The 17,991-nt window shown below is 33.0% G+C and carries 22 protein-coding genes; 6 read left to right on the top strand and 16 right to left on the bottom strand.

Annotated elements, in window-relative coordinates; all coding sequences use genetic code 11:
• Nucleotides 1–7 precede the first annotated feature (7 nt).
• The gene (locus AC1EUU_RS03645) at nt 8–1,300 is read right to left on the bottom strand and encodes a dipeptidase (protein WP_480200014.1); all 1,293 of its coding nucleotides are present in this window, start codon (nt 1,298–1,300) and stop codon (nt 8–10) included.
• A 147-nt stretch (nt 1,301–1,447) separates the two neighbouring features.
• Between AC1EUU_RS03645 and AC1EUU_RS03640 the strand changes: the two genes are divergently transcribed.
• The 3 genes from AC1EUU_RS03640 to AC1EUU_RS03630 all read left to right on the top strand — a co-directional run bounded on the left by AC1EUU_RS03640 (nt 1,448) and on the right by AC1EUU_RS03630 (nt 3,547).
• On the top strand, nt 1,448–2,119 hold the full coding sequence (locus AC1EUU_RS03640; protein WP_480200013.1) for a hypothetical protein: 672 nt from the start codon (nt 1,448–1,450) through the stop codon (nt 2,117–2,119).
• A gap of 27 nt (nt 2,120–2,146) precedes the next feature.
• Nucleotides 2,147–2,512 (top strand): DUF2200 domain-containing protein, encoded by a 366-nt coding sequence (locus AC1EUU_RS03635; protein WP_480200012.1) that lies wholly within the window; start codon nt 2,147–2,149, stop codon nt 2,510–2,512.
• Nucleotides 2,513–2,695: 183 nt separating this feature from the next.
• Nucleotides 2,696–3,547, top strand: a complete 852-nt coding sequence (locus AC1EUU_RS03630) for a LamG domain-containing protein (protein ID WP_480200011.1) — start codon at nt 2,696–2,698, stop codon at nt 3,545–3,547.
• A 66-nt stretch (nt 3,548–3,613) separates the two neighbouring features.
• On the opposite strand, the gene AC1EUU_RS03625 is transcribed toward AC1EUU_RS03630, so the two are convergent.
• Nucleotides 3,614–3,982 (bottom strand): DoxX family membrane protein, encoded by a 369-nt coding sequence (locus tag AC1EUU_RS03625; protein ID WP_480200010.1) that lies wholly within the window; start codon nt 3,980–3,982, stop codon nt 3,614–3,616.
• A 199-nt stretch (nt 3,983–4,181) separates the two neighbouring features.
• Here AC1EUU_RS03625 and AC1EUU_RS03620 point away from each other — a divergent pair, with 199 nt between their 5' ends.
• Both AC1EUU_RS03620 and AC1EUU_RS03615 read left to right on the top strand, forming a co-directional pair.
• Nucleotides 4,182–4,610 (top strand): hypothetical protein, encoded by a 429-nt coding sequence (locus AC1EUU_RS03620; protein ID WP_480200009.1) that lies wholly within the window; start codon nt 4,182–4,184, stop codon nt 4,608–4,610.
• A 106-nt stretch (nt 4,611–4,716) separates the two neighbouring features.
• A complete protein-coding gene (locus AC1EUU_RS03615) occupies nt 4,717–5,562 on the top strand; it encodes a transketolase (RefSeq protein WP_480200008.1) in 846 nt (281 codons plus the stop codon).
• 27 nt (nt 5,563–5,589) lie between these two features.
• Here the strand turns inward: AC1EUU_RS03615 and AC1EUU_RS03610 are convergent, their stop codons facing one another.
• The 7 genes from AC1EUU_RS03610 to AC1EUU_RS03580 all read right to left on the bottom strand — a co-directional run bounded on the left by AC1EUU_RS03610 (nt 5,590) and on the right by AC1EUU_RS03580 (nt 10,329).
• The gene (locus AC1EUU_RS03610) at nt 5,590–6,195 is read right to left on the bottom strand and encodes a trimeric intracellular cation channel family protein (RefSeq protein WP_480200760.1); all 606 of its coding nucleotides are present in this window, start codon (nt 6,193–6,195) and stop codon (nt 5,590–5,592) included.
• Between the two features lie 156 nt (nt 6,196–6,351).
• Entirely contained in the window at nt 6,352–7,206 is an 855-nt protein-coding gene (locus AC1EUU_RS03605) for an OmpA/MotB family protein (RefSeq protein ID WP_480200007.1), read from the bottom strand.
• Nucleotides 7,207–7,477: 271 nt separating this feature from the next.
• Complete coding sequence (locus AC1EUU_RS03600; protein ID WP_480200006.1) at nt 7,478–7,990, bottom strand: SRPBCC family protein; 513 nt, start codon at nt 7,988–7,990, stop codon at nt 7,478–7,480.
• 77 nt (nt 7,991–8,067) lie between these two features.
• Complete coding sequence (locus AC1EUU_RS03595; RefSeq protein WP_480200005.1) at nt 8,068–8,388, bottom strand: TfoX/Sxy family protein; 321 nt, start codon at nt 8,386–8,388, stop codon at nt 8,068–8,070.
• A gap of 2 nt (nt 8,389–8,390) precedes the next feature.
• Nucleotides 8,391–8,834, bottom strand: a complete 444-nt coding sequence (locus AC1EUU_RS03590; RefSeq protein ID WP_480200004.1) for a nucleoside deaminase — start codon at nt 8,832–8,834, stop codon at nt 8,391–8,393.
• A 50-nt stretch (nt 8,835–8,884) separates the two neighbouring features.
• Complete coding sequence (locus tag AC1EUU_RS03585) at nt 8,885–9,883, bottom strand: glycosyltransferase family 2 protein (RefSeq protein ID WP_480200003.1); 999 nt, start codon at nt 9,881–9,883, stop codon at nt 8,885–8,887.
• Nucleotides 9,880–10,329, bottom strand: a complete 450-nt coding sequence (locus AC1EUU_RS03580; protein WP_480200002.1) for a type I restriction enzyme HsdR N-terminal domain-containing protein — start codon at nt 10,327–10,329, stop codon at nt 9,880–9,882. Before AC1EUU_RS03580 ends, AC1EUU_RS03585 begins: the two co-directional genes overlap by 4 nt.
• 29 nt (nt 10,330–10,358) lie before the next feature.
• Between AC1EUU_RS03580 and holA the strand changes: the two genes are divergently transcribed.
• Nucleotides 10,359–11,363 carry a DNA polymerase III subunit delta gene (gene holA, locus AC1EUU_RS03575; protein ID WP_480200001.1) on the top strand — a complete coding sequence of 335 codons (1,005 nt, stop codon included), beginning with the start codon at nt 10,359–10,361 and terminating at the stop codon, nt 11,361–11,363.
• 74 nt (nt 11,364–11,437) lie between these two features.
• Here the strand turns inward: holA and AC1EUU_RS03570 are convergent, their stop codons facing one another.
• The 7 genes from AC1EUU_RS03570 to porX all read right to left on the bottom strand — a co-directional run bounded on the left by AC1EUU_RS03570 (nt 11,438) and on the right by porX (nt 17,945).
• Nucleotides 11,438–11,884, bottom strand: a complete 447-nt coding sequence (locus AC1EUU_RS03570; protein WP_480200000.1) for a GNAT family N-acetyltransferase — start codon at nt 11,882–11,884, stop codon at nt 11,438–11,440.
• A 90-nt stretch (nt 11,885–11,974) separates the two neighbouring features.
• On the bottom strand, nt 11,975–12,169 hold the full coding sequence (locus AC1EUU_RS03565; RefSeq protein ID WP_480199999.1) for a YwbE family protein: 195 nt from the start codon (nt 12,167–12,169) through the stop codon (nt 11,975–11,977).
• Entirely contained in the window at nt 12,169–12,828 is a 660-nt protein-coding gene (locus AC1EUU_RS03560; RefSeq protein ID WP_480199998.1) for a YggS family pyridoxal phosphate-dependent enzyme, read from the bottom strand. Before AC1EUU_RS03560 ends, AC1EUU_RS03565 begins: the two co-directional genes overlap by 1 nt.
• Nucleotides 12,829–12,899: 71 nt before the next feature.
• Nucleotides 12,900–14,138, bottom strand: a complete 1,239-nt coding sequence (locus AC1EUU_RS03555) for a DUF1015 domain-containing protein (protein ID WP_480199997.1) — start codon at nt 14,136–14,138, stop codon at nt 12,900–12,902.
• Nucleotides 14,139–14,235: 97 nt separating this feature from the next.
• Nucleotides 14,236–15,186, bottom strand: a complete 951-nt coding sequence (locus tag AC1EUU_RS03550; protein ID WP_480199996.1) for a D-2-hydroxyacid dehydrogenase — start codon at nt 15,184–15,186, stop codon at nt 14,236–14,238.
• A gap of 5 nt (nt 15,187–15,191) precedes the next feature.
• Nucleotides 15,192–16,256, bottom strand: a complete 1,065-nt coding sequence (serC, locus tag AC1EUU_RS03545) for a 3-phosphoserine/phosphohydroxythreonine transaminase (RefSeq protein ID WP_480199995.1) — start codon at nt 16,254–16,256, stop codon at nt 15,192–15,194.
• Between the two features lie 141 nt (nt 16,257–16,397).
• The gene (porX, locus tag AC1EUU_RS03540; RefSeq protein WP_480199994.1) at nt 16,398–17,945 is read right to left on the bottom strand and encodes a T9SS response regulator signal transducer PorX; all 1,548 of its coding nucleotides are present in this window, start codon (nt 17,943–17,945) and stop codon (nt 16,398–16,400) included.
• Nucleotides 17,946–17,991: the final 46 nt, after the last annotated feature.

The following is a 17,991-nucleotide window of genomic DNA, read 5'->3' as shown; positions in this document are numbered from 1 at the left end:
ACTTAACCTATCCTTTTGATTGTATTTGTTTAGCTACCTCTTGTGCTTCGTCTAAAGCTCGCAATAAATTACCACTCCATAATTGGGCTATTTGCTCCTCTGTATACCCACGTTTTACAAGTTCAAGAGTTACATTAAGTGTTTCAGAGGCATCAGTCCAGCCCTCAATTCCACCGCCACCATCAAAATCTGAGCTAATACCAACATGATCAATACCAATAAGGTTTACCATATAATCTATATGATCAACAAAATCGGAAATATTTGCAGCAGGAGGAATGTCTTTTATGCCTGCCAGTTTAGACTTAAGAATAGATTGCATACTTGAATATGCATTATAATACGCCTCTCTTTCAGCAGAAGTAAGCTTCATAACTGAATCTCTACTAATCCACTTTACACCTAACGAATCCATAATTTCTCTTTCATATTTTTCACTAAACTTTCTTCTTTTCTCTGCCTTTTCTTTATTTAGATATGCTTTAAAAGCAACAGTTTGTACAACGCCGCCATTTTCTTTAATTGCATTCAAAAGTTCATCATCAAGATTTCTACTATGATCGCATAACGCTCTTGCCGATGAATGTGATGCAATAACCGGCGCTTTTGAAAGTGCCAACATTTCTAGATTCGCTTTTTTCGATGGATGTGATAAATCAATAAGCATACCATATTTATTCATCTCAGCGATAACTTGTTTACCTAAATCACTTAAGCCGTCATGTAACCATACGTCGTCACCTTCACCTGTATTTGAATCACTTAATTGACTATGCCCGTTATGAGCTAAAGACATATATCTTCCACCAAGATCATAGAATTTTTTAACATTACTGATGTCTTCGCCGACAGGATAACCATTTTCGATACCGATCATGGCGATCTTCTTTCCACTTTTATGAATACGCCGCACATCGTCAGACGTTAAGGCCAATTCGATTTTATCTGAAGCATATTCTTTAACCAATCTATGAATGGCTTCAAATTTTGAAATAGCATTATCATACGCCTTTTTATAGCCATTTTCAGTCAATGAATCTTGCCCGGTATAAACAATAAACCAAGCGACATCTAAACCTCCATCTTCCATTTTAGGAAGATTAACTTGATTTTCAAGGCGTTGGGTGTAGTTAATAGAATCGGTGAAATTTTTCACATTGATATCACAATGTGTGTCTAAAGTAATAACCTTTGCATGTATTTCTTTTGCTTTGGTAATTAATTGATCTTCTGACAATGTTTTAGGTTCATTGCAAGCAATACTTAAGGCAAGTATTATAAAGGGGAAATATCTTTTCATTATTAGAGTAGGAATTAAATTATAAATATATCAATTATTTACTACTTAAATCTTAAATTGTATTCAAATTAAAAAGTAAAATTTAAGATCAATTTTATTTTAATTATTTAGACAACAAACAGATTAATAAACCTTAAAAATATAATTATGAAAATAGCTCAATTATATCCATTAGTTGCATTGCTACTGTTGTTTTTTGCTTGTAAAAAATCAGAGAATGTTAAAAGTGACTCAGATATTGAGGAGAAAGTAGTATTAAGTGAACCAATAGAGGAGATTCCAGATCAAAAATTAACATCAGAACAGCAAATTGCATCGGCCATTTTAGCAGCACCAGAAGAAGTTAGGGAAGGAGCGAAAGTGTACGGTTATGATGCCGAGGGTAATTTTATAATTTTAAAAGAAGGAACAAATGATATGATTTGCATCGCAGATGATCCAAATAGAGATGGTTTTGAGGTGGTGAGTTATCATAAAGACCTTGAACCGTATATGGCAAGAGGAAGAGCGCTAAAAGCAGAGGGAAAGGCTTTTCCAGAGCGAAGAGACATGAGAGAGAAAGAGGCAAGCGAAGGGAAACTTCAGATGCCTGAAAATCCATCAACATTACATATTTTATATGGTAAGAAAGGATGGTATGATACGAATAATCAAGAAGTGAAAAATGCGCAGTACCGTTATGTAGTTTATATACCATATGCAACGCAAGCGAGTACGGGTTTATCGTTAAAAGCTAATGCTCCAGGGCATCCATGGTTAATGTTTCCTGGTAAAGCAAATGCTCATATCATGATTACGCCTCCAGCGGCGTCTAAATAAGGAATAATTCTCTTAAAAAGTTAAATTATGAGTAACACGAGCCATCATGATGAACGTATTGCTAAAATGACATTTGCTTCTGTATATCCTCATTATATTACCAAGGTAGAGAAGAAAGGAAGAACAAAAGATGAATTACATCAAGTGATTGAATGGTTAACCGGTTTTAATGAAAATAAGCTGGAAGCACTTATACACGAAAAAGTAACTTTTGAATCTTTCTTTGAACAAGCTGTGTTAAACCCTAACGCTAAGTATATAAAGGGGGTAATCTGTGGGTATAGAGTAGAAGAGATTGAAAATACTTTAACACAACAAGTACGATATTTAGATAAGCTAGTTGATGAGCTAGCAAGAGGTAGAAAACTAGAGAAAATTTTTAGAACTTCATAGTTTAGTTTTTTATCTAAAAGTTTAATTTACATGTTGTTATTGCAAGGAGGTGTTTTTCCTATAGAAATTTGGGTGTTTTTCCTCTTTTAATAACAACTTGATTAAACTAATTTTATAGCTTATTGCGCTATTCAAGTACCTTCTTATATTGATAGAGAGGTAAATAATCAAACCTATTTTATCATGACTAAAGCTATATACTATCTATTCGTATTATTATTTATTCTTTCATCTTGTTATCTTGAAGATGAGTCCATTCAACCTAACTTAAAATCAAAAAAGGAAAAAATACTTATCTGTCACTATGATAATGAATCTAATAGTTGGCACACGATTAAAGTAAGTAAGAATGCCATGGGCGCTCATTTAAAGCATGGCGATAAATTAGGAGCATGTTTTGAAGAATTTGATGGATTGTTGGCATATTATCCTTTTTCAGGAAATACTCAAGATGAGAGTGGTAATGAATTTCATGCTACTCTAAATGGAGCATCGTTAACAACTGATAGAAATGGAAATTTGAATAGTGCTTTTAGTTTCGATGGGTTGGATGATTTTATCTCTGCACCGTTGAATATGAATACCTTATTTAATGTTGGAGACCCTATTACATTTTCATTATGGATTAATAGTAGCTTCGATAGCCCTTCGTATTTTGATTTTATACTTGGAGGAGTCCCCGGTGGTGGCCCCATATTTTTTGCTGCCGTAAGAGAAGGAGACGAAGGCAAGTTGAGAGTGAGATTATATGGAGGATCTCATGGTTTATCGGACTCGACGGTTTTAGATGGAAATTGGCATCATATTGTTTGGGGCCTAGACACTAATAATAATACTTTTTATTATGTGGATGGCGAAGCACAACTAAGTTTACCAACAGTTGGGTCGGTTACTGGCGAAACAGAGCTAATTTTTGGAGGGAGATTAGATGGGAGTTTACCTTTTACAGATTTCTATAATGGTAAAATTGATGACGTTAGAATCTTTAACCGAGGGTTGACAGAAAGTGAGATTATCATTTTATATAATGAATAATGAGTTTTTTGATTTTGATCTAAAAAAAAGCAGCTCGAAAGCTGCTTTTCAATAGATAATTTTTCTTTATAAGAGACTCTTGTAATGGTCTTTGTACGCATATAGCATTACAATATTTAAGACTATTAACACTAGACCTAATACCATACCTCCAGGATCTAATACTGCATGATATAACACGGCGTTTACAGAAACACTCATTAAAACGATCATCATTAAGGCAGCATATTTATTAAATAATAAAGCCAAACCGGCAACAATTTCTACAATAGCTACTAAGGCCATCGTTTTGGAAATGGTTAATCCCTGCCAATATACCATTGCTTCTTCTGGTGGTGGTGGTGGAGATACAAATTGAAAGAATTTGTTTAAGCCAAAGAATAATAGAAAAAGGGCGAATACAATTCTAATGACTAGTAGGACTTTTACGTTCATAAGGTTAAATTATTAAGTTAGTAATTGAGTAACAAGTTAGTAAATAAATTTAAAATCAAATATTTAGGGCTTTGAGATTTAAAGCATTAAACCATGTTACGATTCAAAGTGTACTCTCAATTCTAAATGAGTTATTAAAATTTATAAACTTTTTGGAGAAATTTTTATATGATGAATTAGTTTTACAAAAATTTCAAGAATGAAATATCAAAAGTTTATTTGTTTAAGTGCATTGATTGCATTTTTTGCTTTATCCGGATGTGTGGAGCGTGGAAAACCTGTTAAAAAAGAGGCAGCAGAAGGGCCTGTTAAACAACCGGGAAAAAAAATAGCTCATTATATATGTACTAATGGTCATAATGGTTCAGATACACAAGGGGTTTGTCCGGAGTGTAATACAGCGTATAAACACAATCAAGCATATCATGGCCTTGCGATTCCTCAAAACTCACTGAAAGACCCTTTTGAGCCAAATGCAACCAATACTACTACACCAGCACCGGCACAAAATGCCTACGGTGATTATCACTATATATGCCCTAGTGGGCACCCAGGAGGCGCAGGTAAAGCAGAGAACTGTAATGTGTGCAGCAAAAAGCTTATTCATAATCAACAATATCATAAATAAATAGTTCCCATTTAACGACTGTTAACAACTAAAAAATAACTTTTAAATTTCGTCTTGACTTAAACTGCAAAAGACTTATTTTTGCCTATCAAAATTTCGTTATAAAATGCCAACAACACAACAACTAGAAGATTTTTCAACGCAAGTAAGACGTGACATTTTAAGAATGGTGCATGCCGTAAACTCAGGGCATCCAGGTGGATCACTTGGTTGTACCGAATTTTTCACTGTCTTGTATCAAGAATTAATGAACTATAGTACTGATTTTGATATGGATGGTGTAGGAGAGGACCTATTCTTCTTATCAAACGGACACATATCACCCGTATATTATAGTGTATTAGCGCGTAGTGGTTATTTCCCTGTAGAAGAATTGGCAACTTTTAGAAAGATTGATTCTCGTTTGCAAGGTCACCCAACAACGCATGAGCATTTACCAGGAGTACGAATTGCCTCGGGTTCACTAGGACAAGGAATGTCGGTTGCTATTGGTGCAGCTCAGGCTAAAAAATTAAATAATGATAATGCATTAGTGTATAGTTTACACGGTGATGGTGAATTGCAAGAGGGGCAAGTTTGGGAAGCCATTATGTATGCAGCAGGTAAAAATGTTGATAATCTTATTGCTACTGTTGATTATAACGGGCAACAAATAGATGGTTCTACTGATGATGTACTGCCGTTGGGAAATCTAAAAGCAAAGTTTGAAGCATTCGGTTGGGATGTCTTAGAAATTGAGCAAGGAAATGATATCGCATCTGTAATTCAAGGAATGAAAGAAGCACAATCTAGAACCAGAAAAGGTAAGCCTGTTTGTGTATTACTGCATACCGTTATGGGTAATGGTGTAGATTTTATGATGCATACACACGCTTGGCACGGTAAAGCGCCAAATGATGAGCAATTAGCAACCGGGTTAGCACAGAATGTAGAAACATTAGGTGACTACTAATAAATATTTAGCGCATTAAAATTATCTTCAGTTTTTTTGATAGAAAGTTGGTAGCGATAGTTTGTAACGAACAGCTATCAGTCTAACAACAATCACAATAAGTGTTGTGATAATATAATTCAAATTTGTTGGGACGCTGAATTTATAAAGTAGTAAAAATGTAACTGCGCCTATTATACAGGCGCTTGCATAAATTTCTTTTCTAAACACTACCGGAATTTCATTACATAACATATCACGTATAACACCACCAAAAGTAGCCGTCATTGTTCCTAATGCTATCGAAATTATAGGATGTAAATCATGTTGTACTCCTAATTCTGTACCTACAATGGTGAAAATCCCCAACCCGATAGTATCAAAAAGAAAAAGTGATTTACTTAAATAACCGATCTTTTTTCTAATAATAATGGCAAATAACGTAGAAACACTAATTACATATGCATAATTTAGATCTTGCATCCATCCTACAGGGGTTCTGCCAATAAGAATATCTCGTAAGGTACCACCACCAACTGCGGTTACAAAGGCAATAATAAACACTCCAAATGGGTCTAACTTTTTATTGATGGCAACCAAAGTACCAGAAATAGCAAAGGCAGCTGTTCCTAAAATATCTAAAGTGTAAAAAATACTCATTGATCGATTAATTAGCGGCGGTGAATATATAAATATTCTTTTAAGTTATAATCAATGTAATTTTGGTCTTTATATAAAAACAGCATGTTTAACATAAAAAAAGCCGAACGTTACATTCGGCTTTCATAGTTTTATTTAGTTACTCGATGATTACTCATTATCGTTTACCGAATATTGTTGCTCGCTATTCATTAAAGCGAAAAACTTATCAATATTAGGTAAAATTACGATACGTGTTCTTCTATTTCTAGCTCTATTCTCTTTTGAGTCATTAGTAACTAATGGTTGAAAAGAACTTCTTCCAGAAGCGATTAGTTTTTCTGATGCTACATCAAACTTATCTTGTAAACGTCTTACTACAGAAGTTGCACGTAATACACTTAAATCCCAGTTATCTGCAACACGACCGTTATTGATAGTTCTTGAGTCTGTATGACCTTCTACCATTAAGTCTAAGCTTTCTTCAGAATTTACTAGGTCTGCTATTTTTTTCAAGATATTATCAGCTTTATTGCTGATTCTATAGCTTGCAGTGTTAAATAACAATTTGTCTGAAATTGAAATCATTACCACTGTTTCATCAATATTAATCGCTACATCATCTTCTTCATTTAAATCAGCACTCGCCATTGCATTCTTTAAATTGTAAGCAACAGCTAAGTTCATAGAATCTTTTAAAGTTTTAGCACCTTTTACGGTTTCAGGATCCATTTTAGCAAGTGTAGCTTTCATTTGATTTTTTGCCTCTGTAGAGATTACAAAGCCTTCAGATGCAGTTAACTTAGCATCACTTTCTTCTTTTAAGGCGTTAATTTTTGCGTTGTATGCCTTTACTCTCTTTTCGATTTCAGCAAACTTTTCCTCTAACTCTTCTTTAGCGATAGTTGTTTTATGCAACTCCCCTTTAAGATTATTTCTATCTTGCTCTAGAGCTACATACTTCTTTTTAGAAACACATGAAACAGTTAACACCGCCACGACCAATAAAATTGATAATTTTTTCATAGGTTAAAATTTGAATATATTTTTTTACAGATTTTGAGGCCGCAAGAAAAAACAACAATCTAAAGAGTTTCTAAAGTTTTATAAAAATAATGTTGAAATCTTTCGTTTGTTTGGTGAAATAGAAAGAAAGTGTTTTTTTAAATAATTGATTAACAATATCTTAATTATTGAAATATAGATAAAAACACAATTTTTATGGTGTTTATAATTTTAACAATAATTAAAACACAATTTAAAAATAGTAGCGATATTTTGGATTGTACAATTGAAATTACATGTTTACAAATTCATAGCCTGAAAGCTCAAACCCTCTAAGATCAATTTCCGTTTCATTTAATAAAATGCCATGCTCTACATAGGCTTTAAGATTTGCCAACCAAAATGTCCAACCATTACTACATCCATAAAAGATTTCAAGCTTACTTTTTTCATCAAGAGGAATGTTTGATTGTGTAAGTGAAAGGAGCACTGCGTTTTCTCTTTGTTCAAATGTAACTAAAAGGTCATTTTCACCTGCAAAAGAAAATTTAATGTATTCATTTTCTTTAATGTCTAAAACCTTACCATGTTCTTCGCCATCCCAATTATGCCATCGCCAAGTATAAGTATCACCGGCTTGTACGGTTTCATAAAGATCAATTTTAGTATCATTACGTAAGTAGTCGGCATTGCTTAAAAACCAAGTAGTAATACCTTTTTCTGTAGACCAAAGCTGAAATAACTTCGGGATTTCTGTTTTAATATGGATTCTCTTGGTAAAAGAATCCCAACTAAGATTTTTCATAATATATTCTCAAAAAGAGAGAGATTTGATTAAACATTATTAGTATACAGATTTCTGCTTACACAGAAATTACGAGGTCATTTCAATTTACTTTTTGCATGTTCAATACCAAGAGCTATCCAATAGGGCAGGTTACGTTCATCTTCAATTTCAACATAAATGAACTCTTTCATTGGTCTTTTGGTAAAATCCATAGGCCGAACATTATGTTTCTCTAACTCATTTTCCATTTTCTCAGCAATAACTCTTACCACAAGATCATCTTTAACGATTCCTACAGACATTTTGCCTTGATATAAAAAACAAACACCTCCGAACATTTTTTTTTCAACTATTGCATCTCCATAAGACACCAAGTGCTCCCTTAGTTTATCTGTTAATGCTTCATTATATGCCATAATTAAATAATTTCAGAAATATCTTCATTCCATAATTGCGGTTTTTCATCAATGAATTTTTTCATTAATGCTATACTATTTTGATCATTTAAAAGAGTCACCTCGACACCATTTTTCTCTAAAAAAGGAATATTTCCTTCAAAGTTTATGTTCTCACCAACAACTACTTTTTTAATTTTAAATTGCACAATGGTTCCTGCACACATCATACATGGGCTAAGTGTAGTATATAATGTCATTTTTGAATAATCGGCTTGTCTACCAGCATTTTGTAAACAATCCATCTCACCATGCAAAATCGGATTTAATTTTTGCACACGTTGATTATGGCCTGCACCTATAATTATATCATCTTTAACCAGAACAGAACCAATTGGAATACCACCTTCGGAATAACTTTTTTTTGCTTGGTCTAATGCATATTGATAATGCTCGGTAATACTCATAATTTACAATGATTTTACCCAAAGATAAGCCAAAAATTACAAGATTACTATTAAGGAAGTTCGGTAAAGCTTTTTTTACCTTTTATAAAATAGTGCCAAACAATATTTTTTGAATGATAATAATTTTCTACTTTATTTTTTTGTTCTTTTCGCTTTGAAAGATAATTTAAAAGCTGCCTATAAAAACTCATATGCGATCTGAATATCGCCCAAGAATGAGCAGGTTTGAATTCTAATATAAACTTTATGGCGGCCACCGCATCTAGTACCATTCGGACAAAAACTGTAAAGAATAATTTGTTGCTAGGAAGGTTTTTAACTAGAGTAAAAAGACTGTTTCTGAAGTTTAAGTAGGTTTTTTTTGGATTTTGATTACTCAACGTGGCACCACCAACATGAAAAACCCTAGCTTCACCCACATATTTAATGAAATAACCTTCGTTATGGATCCGCCAACAAAGATCAATTTCTTCTTGATGAGCAAAATACTCTTCATCAAATCCATTTAACTGATGAAAAACAGAAGAACGAATAAAAAAACAAGCACCAGAAGCCCAAAAGATATCTTGATTGCTATTATATTGTCCTTCATCAGTTTCCAATGTTGTAAAAATCCGTCCACGGCAGTAAGGATATCCTAAAGCATCAATATACCCGCCAGCGGCACCTGCATATTCAAACTTGACCTTATTTTTATAGTCAAGAATTTTAGGCTGTATCGCTGCTACCTGAGGGCTTTCTTTAAATTCTTTTATTATAGGTGTTAACCATCCTTCTGTAACTTCTATATCTGAGTTGACCAATGCGTAAATATCTGCGTCAATATATTGCAGGGCATCATTATAACCTTTTGCATAACCTCCGTTTACTTCATTTTTAACAATTTTCACCGTAGGAAAATGCTCTTTTACATACGCAATTGAATCATCATCAGAATCATTGTCAGCTACATAAACTTCGGCTTCTTTACTATATGCAATAACAGATGGCAGAAACTGCTCTAATAATTGTTTCCCATTCCAATTCAATATGACGATTGCTAATTTCAAGGCTTCGTATACTTTGGTAGTTCTTTTAAAAAATTATAACGTTTACTTTCATGATCAAGATTGCAAAAATAATGATCTAATCCGTTTGAAACCATTAAAAAAGACGCCTCTAACTGTAAATTATAACGAGCAATTTGATCAAAAGTTTCTTGTGTGATTTTCACGGATGGTGCTTTACATTCAATAATTATGTTAGGTTCTCCATTTGAATTAAACACCAAGATATCGAAACGCTTTTTTAAGGTGTGGAGTTTAAACTGCTTTTCTACTGCTATTAATGATATGGGATAGTTTTTATCTTTAATCAAATAATGAACAACATGTTGACGTACCCATTCTTCGGGTGTTAAAACCACATATTTTTTTCTAATAATATCAAAAATGAACGTCTTATTTTCGTTACTTTTGAGCTTAAATGGATATGCAGAAAAATTAAGCGCTTGCATGCTGCAAAAATGATATTTTTTTCTTAGTTGTGGATAAAATCAATCAAATAGTTTCAGATATACAAAAAGGTACAATAGCACCTGTCTATTTTTTAATGGGTGAAGAGCCCTATTATATTGATAAAATAGCTGATTATATTGAAGGTAATGTGTTGTCTGAAGAAGAGAAAGGCTTTAATCAAGTGGTTCTTTATGGAAGAGATATAAGCATTGACGATATTGTTTCTAATGCTAAGCGATTTCCAATGATGGCCGAACGTCAGGTGGTAATAGTAAAAGAAGCACAAGAGTTATCAAGAACTATCGAAAATCTATCGAACTATGTAGAGAACCCACAGCCATCTACGATTTTGGTACTTTGTTATAAATATAAAACACTCGATAAGCGAAAAAAACTATCGAAAATAATTGCGAAGAATGGTGTGTTGTTTGAGAGTAAAAAACTATATGAAAATCAGGTCGGAGATTGGATTCGACGTGTACTGGCAGGGAAAAAATATCAAATAGAGCCAAAAGCAACCTTAATGCTTGTCGAATTTTTAGGCACAGATTTAGCTAAAATAAATAATGAACTCGAAAAGTTATTACTTATTTTGGGTGAAGAAAAGTTAATAACACCTAAGCATATAGAAGAAAATATTGGGATTAGTAAAGATTTCAATAATTTTGAGTTACGTAAGGCAGTAGGAGAGAAGCAGATTTTAAAAGCAAATCAGATTATTACTTATTTTGCACAGAACCCTAAGAGCAATCCATTGGTAATGACTATTTCTTTATTAAATAGTTTTTTCACACAATTATTGATCTATCATGGTTTACGCGACAAATCTAAAGGAAGCGTAGCCAAGGCTTTAAGAGTCAATCCTTATTTTGTAAATGATTATCAAAAAGCTGCGAGTAATTATCCTATGCGAAAAGTATCGCAAGTAATTTCACTACTTCGTGAGGCCGATTTAAAAAGTAAAGGCGTTGGCGCTAATAAATTAGATCAAGGTGACATTTTAAAGGAACTTCTTTTTAAAATGATGCATTGATATAAAGTAAGGTTAACGTTTATTGGAAAAACTCTTCGGGAACCTTATTAAATTATAAACTATATTGTCATTAATTATAAGTTTTTTGCAAAGCATAGGCTATCAGAAATACCCTTTAACTCACCATATTTCTTAATTTTAACGTAACCATTTCTTTCATAAAGCCTGGTTGCTTCTGGTTGTTTGGAACCAGTGAATAGAAGACATTTGGTATTGCCTAATTCTTTAGACCAGTTTTCTAATTCAGACAAAATTATTTCTCCAATTCTTTGACCTCTTGCTTCAGGAATAACATACATTCTCTTTATCTCCATGGTATGTGTATCATATTTTGATATTGCTCCGCAACCAATCGTGCTACCATCATTAATTGCCAAAACAACATGTTTTAAAGCACTAATATTATTAAATTGAGCTAATGGATGCGTTTCCCCATCTCTTTTGGCAAGGTCGGTATTTAATAACTTTACTAGTTTGTTAAATTCTAGATTTTGAGAGTTGGTCCTTATTAGTTCTATCATCTTTTTAAGTCACTTACTTAGGATTTATTACAACCAATAATTTTACATTTTTGTAAATGTCTACCAAAAACGTTTTCATTTCCTTCAATTTCAAGAAAAAATCTTTTTAACTCTTCCAACTTCACCAGATTCAAGTCTTACTTTAATACCATAAGGATGATTAGAGGCATTGGTTAAAATACGTTGTACAATACCATCGGTCAATTCGCCAGTACGTTGATGATGTTTCTGGACAATAGCAACTCGTAAGCCTATTTTAATATTTTTTCTTTTAGTCCCTTCCATTAATTATAATTTCTTGCTCCAAAAATTGCACTTCCAACGCGTACCATTGTACTACCATTTTCAATTGCTAATGGATAGTCACCACTCATACCTATGGATAAGACAGTTAGTTGCGGTTGGTTATTTGTTAGTTGTTTAAAAAAAGTACTTAAATGAGAAAATTCTTCTTGAATCTGATTCTTATTTGATGTAAAACTAGCCATAGCCATTAAGCCCACAACATTTATATTTTTTAGTTCTTGTATCTCATCTGAATTAAGAATAGTCTTAATTTCTTCAAATGTTAAACCAAATTTAGTTTCTTCCTGAGCAATTCTAGCTTGCAACAAGCAATCAATAGTACGATCATGTTTTAGAGCTTGTTTATTAATCTCTTTTAAAGTTTTAAAACTATCTACACCATGAATTAAGCTAACAAATTGCGCCATGTACTTTACTTTATTTCTTTGCAAGTGGCCTATCATATGCCATTCAATATCTTTAGGTAAATCTTCATACTTAGCAACCATTTCTTGGATCTTATTCTCACCAAAAACTCTTTGGCCGGTATGGTAAGCTTCCAATATGGTTTCTACAGGTTTCGTTTTTGAAACTGCAACTAGCGTAACATGATCTGGTAAAGTAGATTTTATATGTTTTAAATTTTCAGCTATGCTCATAGGTTAACATTTGTTATTTCTTATTGCAACGAAATATGAAAGTACCATTGGATTAAATAATAAGGACATAATTAATAAAATTCATAGATCAATAAGCCACTTCGTAGTTTTGGTTCTATATAAGTACTTTTAGGTGGCATTTGCAAGTTTGCATCGGCTATTTCCTTAAGCTGATCAACGGTTGCTGGTACTAATCCAAATGCCACTTCAAATTTACCAGAATCTACTTTATGTTTTAGATTGAAGACATCATTTTTGCCATGAGAATACTTAATGCGTTTACTTTTTCTCAAGTTTTTAATCCCCAATATTGGCTTTAAAATGGTTCGATACAATATTTCGGTGTCAAGCTTACTGAGTGCATCCGTAAAATTATAAACAGACTTTCGTAAATACAATGAATAATACTCACCATCTAAATACATACTGAAATGATGCTTTTTAGAAGGCTTATAAATTTGTTGCCCTTTATTATCAATGCGAAACCACGCATCTAACTGAATTAGAAATTCTTCTTTTGTGAGTCCGTTTAAGTCCTTTATTAAACGATTGAACTCAGAAATTTTTAAATGTGATTCTGGAATCAAATAACTCATAAAGAGATTATAAGCTTCATCACCCGTGTGCTTATTATTTTCTTCCTTTAATTGTTTGGCTAAAAGGCAAGAAGATGAAGAGCGATGATGTCCATCGGCGATATAAAGTGCATCCATTTCTTCAAAAGCTTTTTTAATGATATTTACATCTGAAGCTTGATCAATTACCCATAAATAATGAATCTGTTTATCTGTTGTAGTAAATTCATATTCAGGGCGCTGTACCTCATATCTTTCTATAACATTTTTTATAGCATCATTATCGGGGTAGGTTAGTAGTACTGGTTCTGCATTAAAACCTACAGTTTTAAGATAGTTTTGAAATAGTTGCTCACGACGTTTTATTGTGCCTTCATGCTTTTTAATAATGTTAGCGTTATAATCTTCAACACTGGTTGCTGCTATGATTCCACAGAAAACCATATCATCCACTTTTTTCTTGTAGATATAAAATGCAGGTTCTTGATCTTTGGTAAAAATCTTATTCTCTTTGAATTCGATAAATCGATTGTGAACTAATTTAAAGCGTTCTTTACCTGATACTTCTTGGTGGTATTTATAACCAGGATTAATAATGTGTAGAAAGGTAAATGGGTTAAAATCTAGCTTAGCTCCTAATTCTGCAGGAGTATAAGCTTCATATGATTTAGAGGATACCAACGCTACCTTATCTCTTGTTGCACGTACAGCTCTAAAAGGTTTTACCGTAGCCATTGAAGATTACTTTTTATAAACAATTTTTTATTTACAAAAAGCTTCCTGTTTAACGAACAGGAAGCTTTGGATAACTTACCGGATGGCAAGGTAGAACTTATTTTAGAATTTCTATAATCTGATCAGCCAATTCTGAACCAATTCTGTCTTGAGCTTCACCTGTTGCAGCACCAATGTGCGGCGTTAATGAAATATCAGGGTTCATTAACAATTGAATCTCAGGAGTAGGTTCATTTTCGAACACATCTAATGCAGCTTTTGAAATTTTACCACTCTTTAGCGCCTCTACTAGAGCTACTTCGTCAATCACACCACCACGAGCCGCATTAATGATACCGGCACCTTCTTTCATTATATCAAATTCTGCGGTAGAGATAACATAATCTTTCTGAGCAGGAACATGAAGTGTTAGGAAGTCACATTGTTGTAGTACTTCTTCTTTTGAAATGGTATTGATATCAAAATTGATAGTTTGACCATCAAAAAAATCTAATTCAAGGTTGGCATTATCTATAAATGGATCAAAGGCTACTACTTTCATACCTACACCTAAGGCAACTTTGGCTGTAGCTTGACCTATACGGCCAAAACCTAATATGCCCAAGGTTTTTCCTTTTAATTCAACACCTTTGGCATATGCCTTTTTTAGATCTTTAAATTTGGAATCTCCTTCAAGGGGCATGTTTCTGTTCGAATCATGTAAAAAACGTACCATGCCAAACAAATGTGCAAAAACTAATTCTGCTACTGAATGTGAAGAAGCTGCAGGAGTATTGATTACATGAATGCCTTTGCTTTTTGCATAATCTACATCAATATTATCCATACCAACACCACCGCGCCCAATAATTTTTAATGATGAACATCCGTCAATAATATCTTTACGAACTTTGGTAGCACTGCGTACCAATAGTACACTTACCTCATTGTCATTAATATAGTTAACTAGTTGCTCCTGGGCGACTTTCGTTAAGATTACCTCAAATCCTGCCTCTTGTAATGCAGCAACACCAGTTGTTGCAATTCCGTCATTTGCTAATATTTTCATTTTATTTACTTATTAAAATTTTGCATTACGCTAACCAATACCTCAACACTTTCTAATGGTAACGCGTTATATATACTTGCTCTATAGCCTCCAACAGATCTATGGCCATTTAATCCATTAATACCGGCCGCCTGCCAAGCATTATCAAATTTTTCTTTTAATGATTCATCTTTTAAAATGAATGTAACATTCATGCTTGATCGATCTTCTTTAACCGCTACGCCTTCAAATAATGGATTGTTGTCAATTTCATCATATAAGAGTTTCGCTTTGGCATCATTTACCTTTTCAATTGCAGCTACACCACCAAGATCTTTTAGCCATTGTAAAGTAAGCATTGATACATATACGGCAAAAACAGAAGGTGTATTAAACATACTATCTTTGGAAATATGTACCTGATAATCTAACATCGAAGGGATTGTTCTGCCTGTTTTACCTAAAATTTCATCTTTAACAACTACTAAAGTTGTTCCAGCAGGCCCCATATTCTTTTGTGCACCGGCATAGATTAAATCAAACTGTGTGAAATCTAATACTCTTGAGAAAATATCGGAACTCATATCACAAACCATTAAACTTTCGGTTTGTGGAAATTTCTTGATTTGAGTACCAAAGATCGTATTATTACTTGTACAGTGAAAATAATCTACATCATCAGAAATTTCAAAATCTTTAGGAATATACTTGTAATTTTTGTCTTTAGAAGATCCAATTACTTCTATATCTCCTAACAATTTAGCTTCTTTGATAGATTTAGAACTCCAGGTACCGGTATCTAAGTACGCCGCTTTACCATTGGTTTTAAGTAAATTATACGGTGTCATTAAAAATTCTAGACTGGCACCACCTTGCAAAAACAATACCGAATAGCCTTTATTTTGAAGATTCAAAAGCTCAAGTACAAGACTGCGAGCAGTTTCCATAACATTTACAAAAGCCTTACTTCTATGTGATATCTCTATCAATGATAAGTTATCATTATTGAAGTTTAAAACCGCTTCAGAAGCTTTTCTTAAAACTTCTTGCGGCAGAATACATGGACCGGCACTAAAATTATGTTTTTTCACTGGATGTTTATGCTTAAAAATTGAAAGCACAAATTTGAAGAAAATCTTAGAAAAAACTGTTAGATAATTCTAAAAATTACCTAACAATTTTTGCGACATTGTTAAAAAATAAACAATTGATAATCTTTCAACTACAAATTTTTATTTTGGTTCCATAACTACACATGGTATGATCATTTCTTCTAATGAAATGCCCCCATGTTGATAAGTATTTTTATAATACTTAACAAAATGGTTGTAATTATTAGGATAGGCAAAGAAATAATCTTCTTTGGCGAACACAAAAGAGCTACTCATATGTATACTTGGTAAAAAGATATCTTTCGGATTTTTTACAGCATATACTTCTTTGTCTTCATAAGTAAGACTTCTACCCGTTTTATATCGAAGGTTTGAACTTATATTCTTATCACCAACAACTCTAGATGGGCGTTTGGTATTAATTGTTCCGTGATCGGTTGTTACAATTAATTTTAGGCCCATGCGTTGCGCTTTTTGAATAATCTCAAGCAATGGAGAGTTTTTAAACCAACTTAAGGTTAATGATCTGTAAGCTTTATCATCACTGGCCAGCTCTTTTATCATTTCCATTTCTGTTCTCGAGTGCGATAACATATCTACGAAGTTGTAAACAACTACGGTGAGGTCATTGTCTTTAACTCCGGCAAAATTATGAGCTAGCTCTTTACCATTAAACAAGCTTGTGATTTTATAAAATTCATGTTTTATGTCTAACCCCAAGCGTTTTATTTGAGCCGTTAAAAATTCATTTTCATACAAATTCTTACCTCCTTCGTCAATATCATTCTTCCAATACTCAGGATGTCGCTTTTCCATTTCAGAAGGCATTAAACCTGAGAAAATAGCATTACGCGCATATTGTGTTGCGGTAGGTAAAATACTGTAAAACGGAATTTCTTCCTCCTTTTTATAGTAGTTATTAATAACGGGCTCCAATATTCTTAATTGATCATACCTTAAATTATCAATTACAATCAATAACGTTCCTTGTTTTTTCGAAATTTCTGGAGCGATGATGTCTTTAAATAAAGTGTGTGATAAAATAGGCTTTTCTTCACCGTGAAACCATCCTTGGTAGTTTTTTTCTATAAACTTAAAAAACTGTGAATTGGCTTCGTTTTTTTGGCTTTCAAGAATCTCTATCATTCCAACATCATCAATAGATTCTAATTCAATTTCCCAATGAACTAATTTCTTATAAAGATCTGCCCACTCGTCAAAAGAGTTTACCATCGCCATGTCCATGGTAATCTTTCTAAATTCTTGTTGATAATTAGAAGTGGTTTTCTCAGATACCAAACGAGAGTTATCTAAGGTCTTTTTTAAGGACAATAATATTTGATTAGGATTTACCGGTTTTATCAAATAATCGGCAATTTTAGCACCGATGGCTTCCTCCATTATATATTCTTCCTCGCTTTTGGTAATCATTACTACAGGAAGGTTTGGCAATTTGGCTTTAATTCGAGAAAGTGTTTCTATACCAGATAAACCAGGCATGTTTTCATCTAAAAAAACAATATCATAATTACCCTCATCAATGTTCTCAACCGCTTCTGCACCGTTATTGCAAGTAGTAACGTTGTAATTCTTTTTCTCTAAAAATAGCATATGCGGTTTTAACAATTCAATCTCGTCGTCAACCCAAAGTATTTTCATTTCGCTCATGCTGTGTTTTTTAGTAATAAAAAATTAAACATCTATTTTTGTTGTA

It is taken from the genome of Maritimimonas sp. 2205BS37-2 (assembly GCF_056591755.1).
This window is presented reverse-complemented; position numbering and strand designations above follow the sequence as displayed.

Bases quoted from the DNA above. Each gene is read 5' to 3' on its own strand.
- AC1EUU_RS03555 (WP_480199997.1), bottom strand. From the start codon at position 14,138: ATGGCTACGGTAAAACCTTTTAGAGCTGTACGTGCAACAAGAGATAAG.
- AC1EUU_RS03570 (WP_480200000.1), bottom strand. From the start codon at position 11,884: ATGATAGAACTAATAAGGACCAACTCTCAAAATCTAGAATTTAACAAA.
- porX (WP_480199994.1), bottom strand. From the start codon at position 17,945: ATGAGCGAAATGAAAATACTTTGGGTTGACGACGAGATTGAATTGTTA.
- AC1EUU_RS03620 (WP_480200009.1), top strand. From the start codon at position 4,182: ATGAAATATCAAAAGTTTATTTGTTTAAGTGCATTGATTGCATTTTTT.
- AC1EUU_RS03595 (WP_480200005.1), bottom strand. From the start codon at position 8,388: ATGGCATATAATGAAGCATTAACAGATAAACTAAGGGAGCACTTGGTG.
- AC1EUU_RS03590 (WP_480200004.1), bottom strand. From the start codon at position 8,834: ATGAGTATTACCGAGCATTATCAATATGCATTAGACCAAGCAAAAAAA.
- AC1EUU_RS03550 (WP_480199996.1), bottom strand. From the start codon at position 15,186: ATGAAAATATTAGCAAATGACGGAATTGCAACAACTGGTGTTGCTGCA.
- AC1EUU_RS03615 (WP_480200008.1), top strand. From the start codon at position 4,717: ATGCCAACAACACAACAACTAGAAGATTTTTCAACGCAAGTAAGACGT.
- AC1EUU_RS03640 (WP_480200013.1), top strand. From the start codon at position 1,448: ATGAAAATAGCTCAATTATATCCATTAGTTGCATTGCTACTGTTGTTT.
- AC1EUU_RS03605 (WP_480200007.1), bottom strand. From the start codon at position 7,206: ATGAAAAAATTATCAATTTTATTGGTCGTGGCGGTGTTAACTGTTTCA.
- AC1EUU_RS03635 (WP_480200012.1), top strand. From the start codon at position 2,147: ATGAGTAACACGAGCCATCATGATGAACGTATTGCTAAAATGACATTT.
- AC1EUU_RS03560 (WP_480199998.1), bottom strand. From the start codon at position 12,828: ATGAGCATAGCTGAAAATTTAAAACATATAAAATCTACTTTACCAGAT.
- AC1EUU_RS03645 (WP_480200014.1), bottom strand. From the start codon at position 1,300: ATGAAAAGATATTTCCCCTTTATAATACTTGCCTTAAGTATTGCTTGC.
- AC1EUU_RS03630 (WP_480200011.1), top strand. From the start codon at position 2,696: ATGACTAAAGCTATATACTATCTATTCGTATTATTATTTATTCTTTCA.
- AC1EUU_RS03625 (WP_480200010.1), bottom strand. From the start codon at position 3,982: ATGAACGTAAAAGTCCTACTAGTCATTAGAATTGTATTCGCCCTTTTT.
- AC1EUU_RS03580 (WP_480200002.1), bottom strand. From the start codon at position 10,329: ATGCAAGCGCTTAATTTTTCTGCATATCCATTTAAGCTCAAAAGTAAC.
- AC1EUU_RS03565 (WP_480199999.1), bottom strand. From the start codon at position 12,169: ATGGAAGGGACTAAAAGAAAAAATATTAAAATAGGCTTACGAGTTGCT.
- AC1EUU_RS03600 (WP_480200006.1), bottom strand. From the start codon at position 7,990: ATGAAAAATCTTAGTTGGGATTCTTTTACCAAGAGAATCCATATTAAA.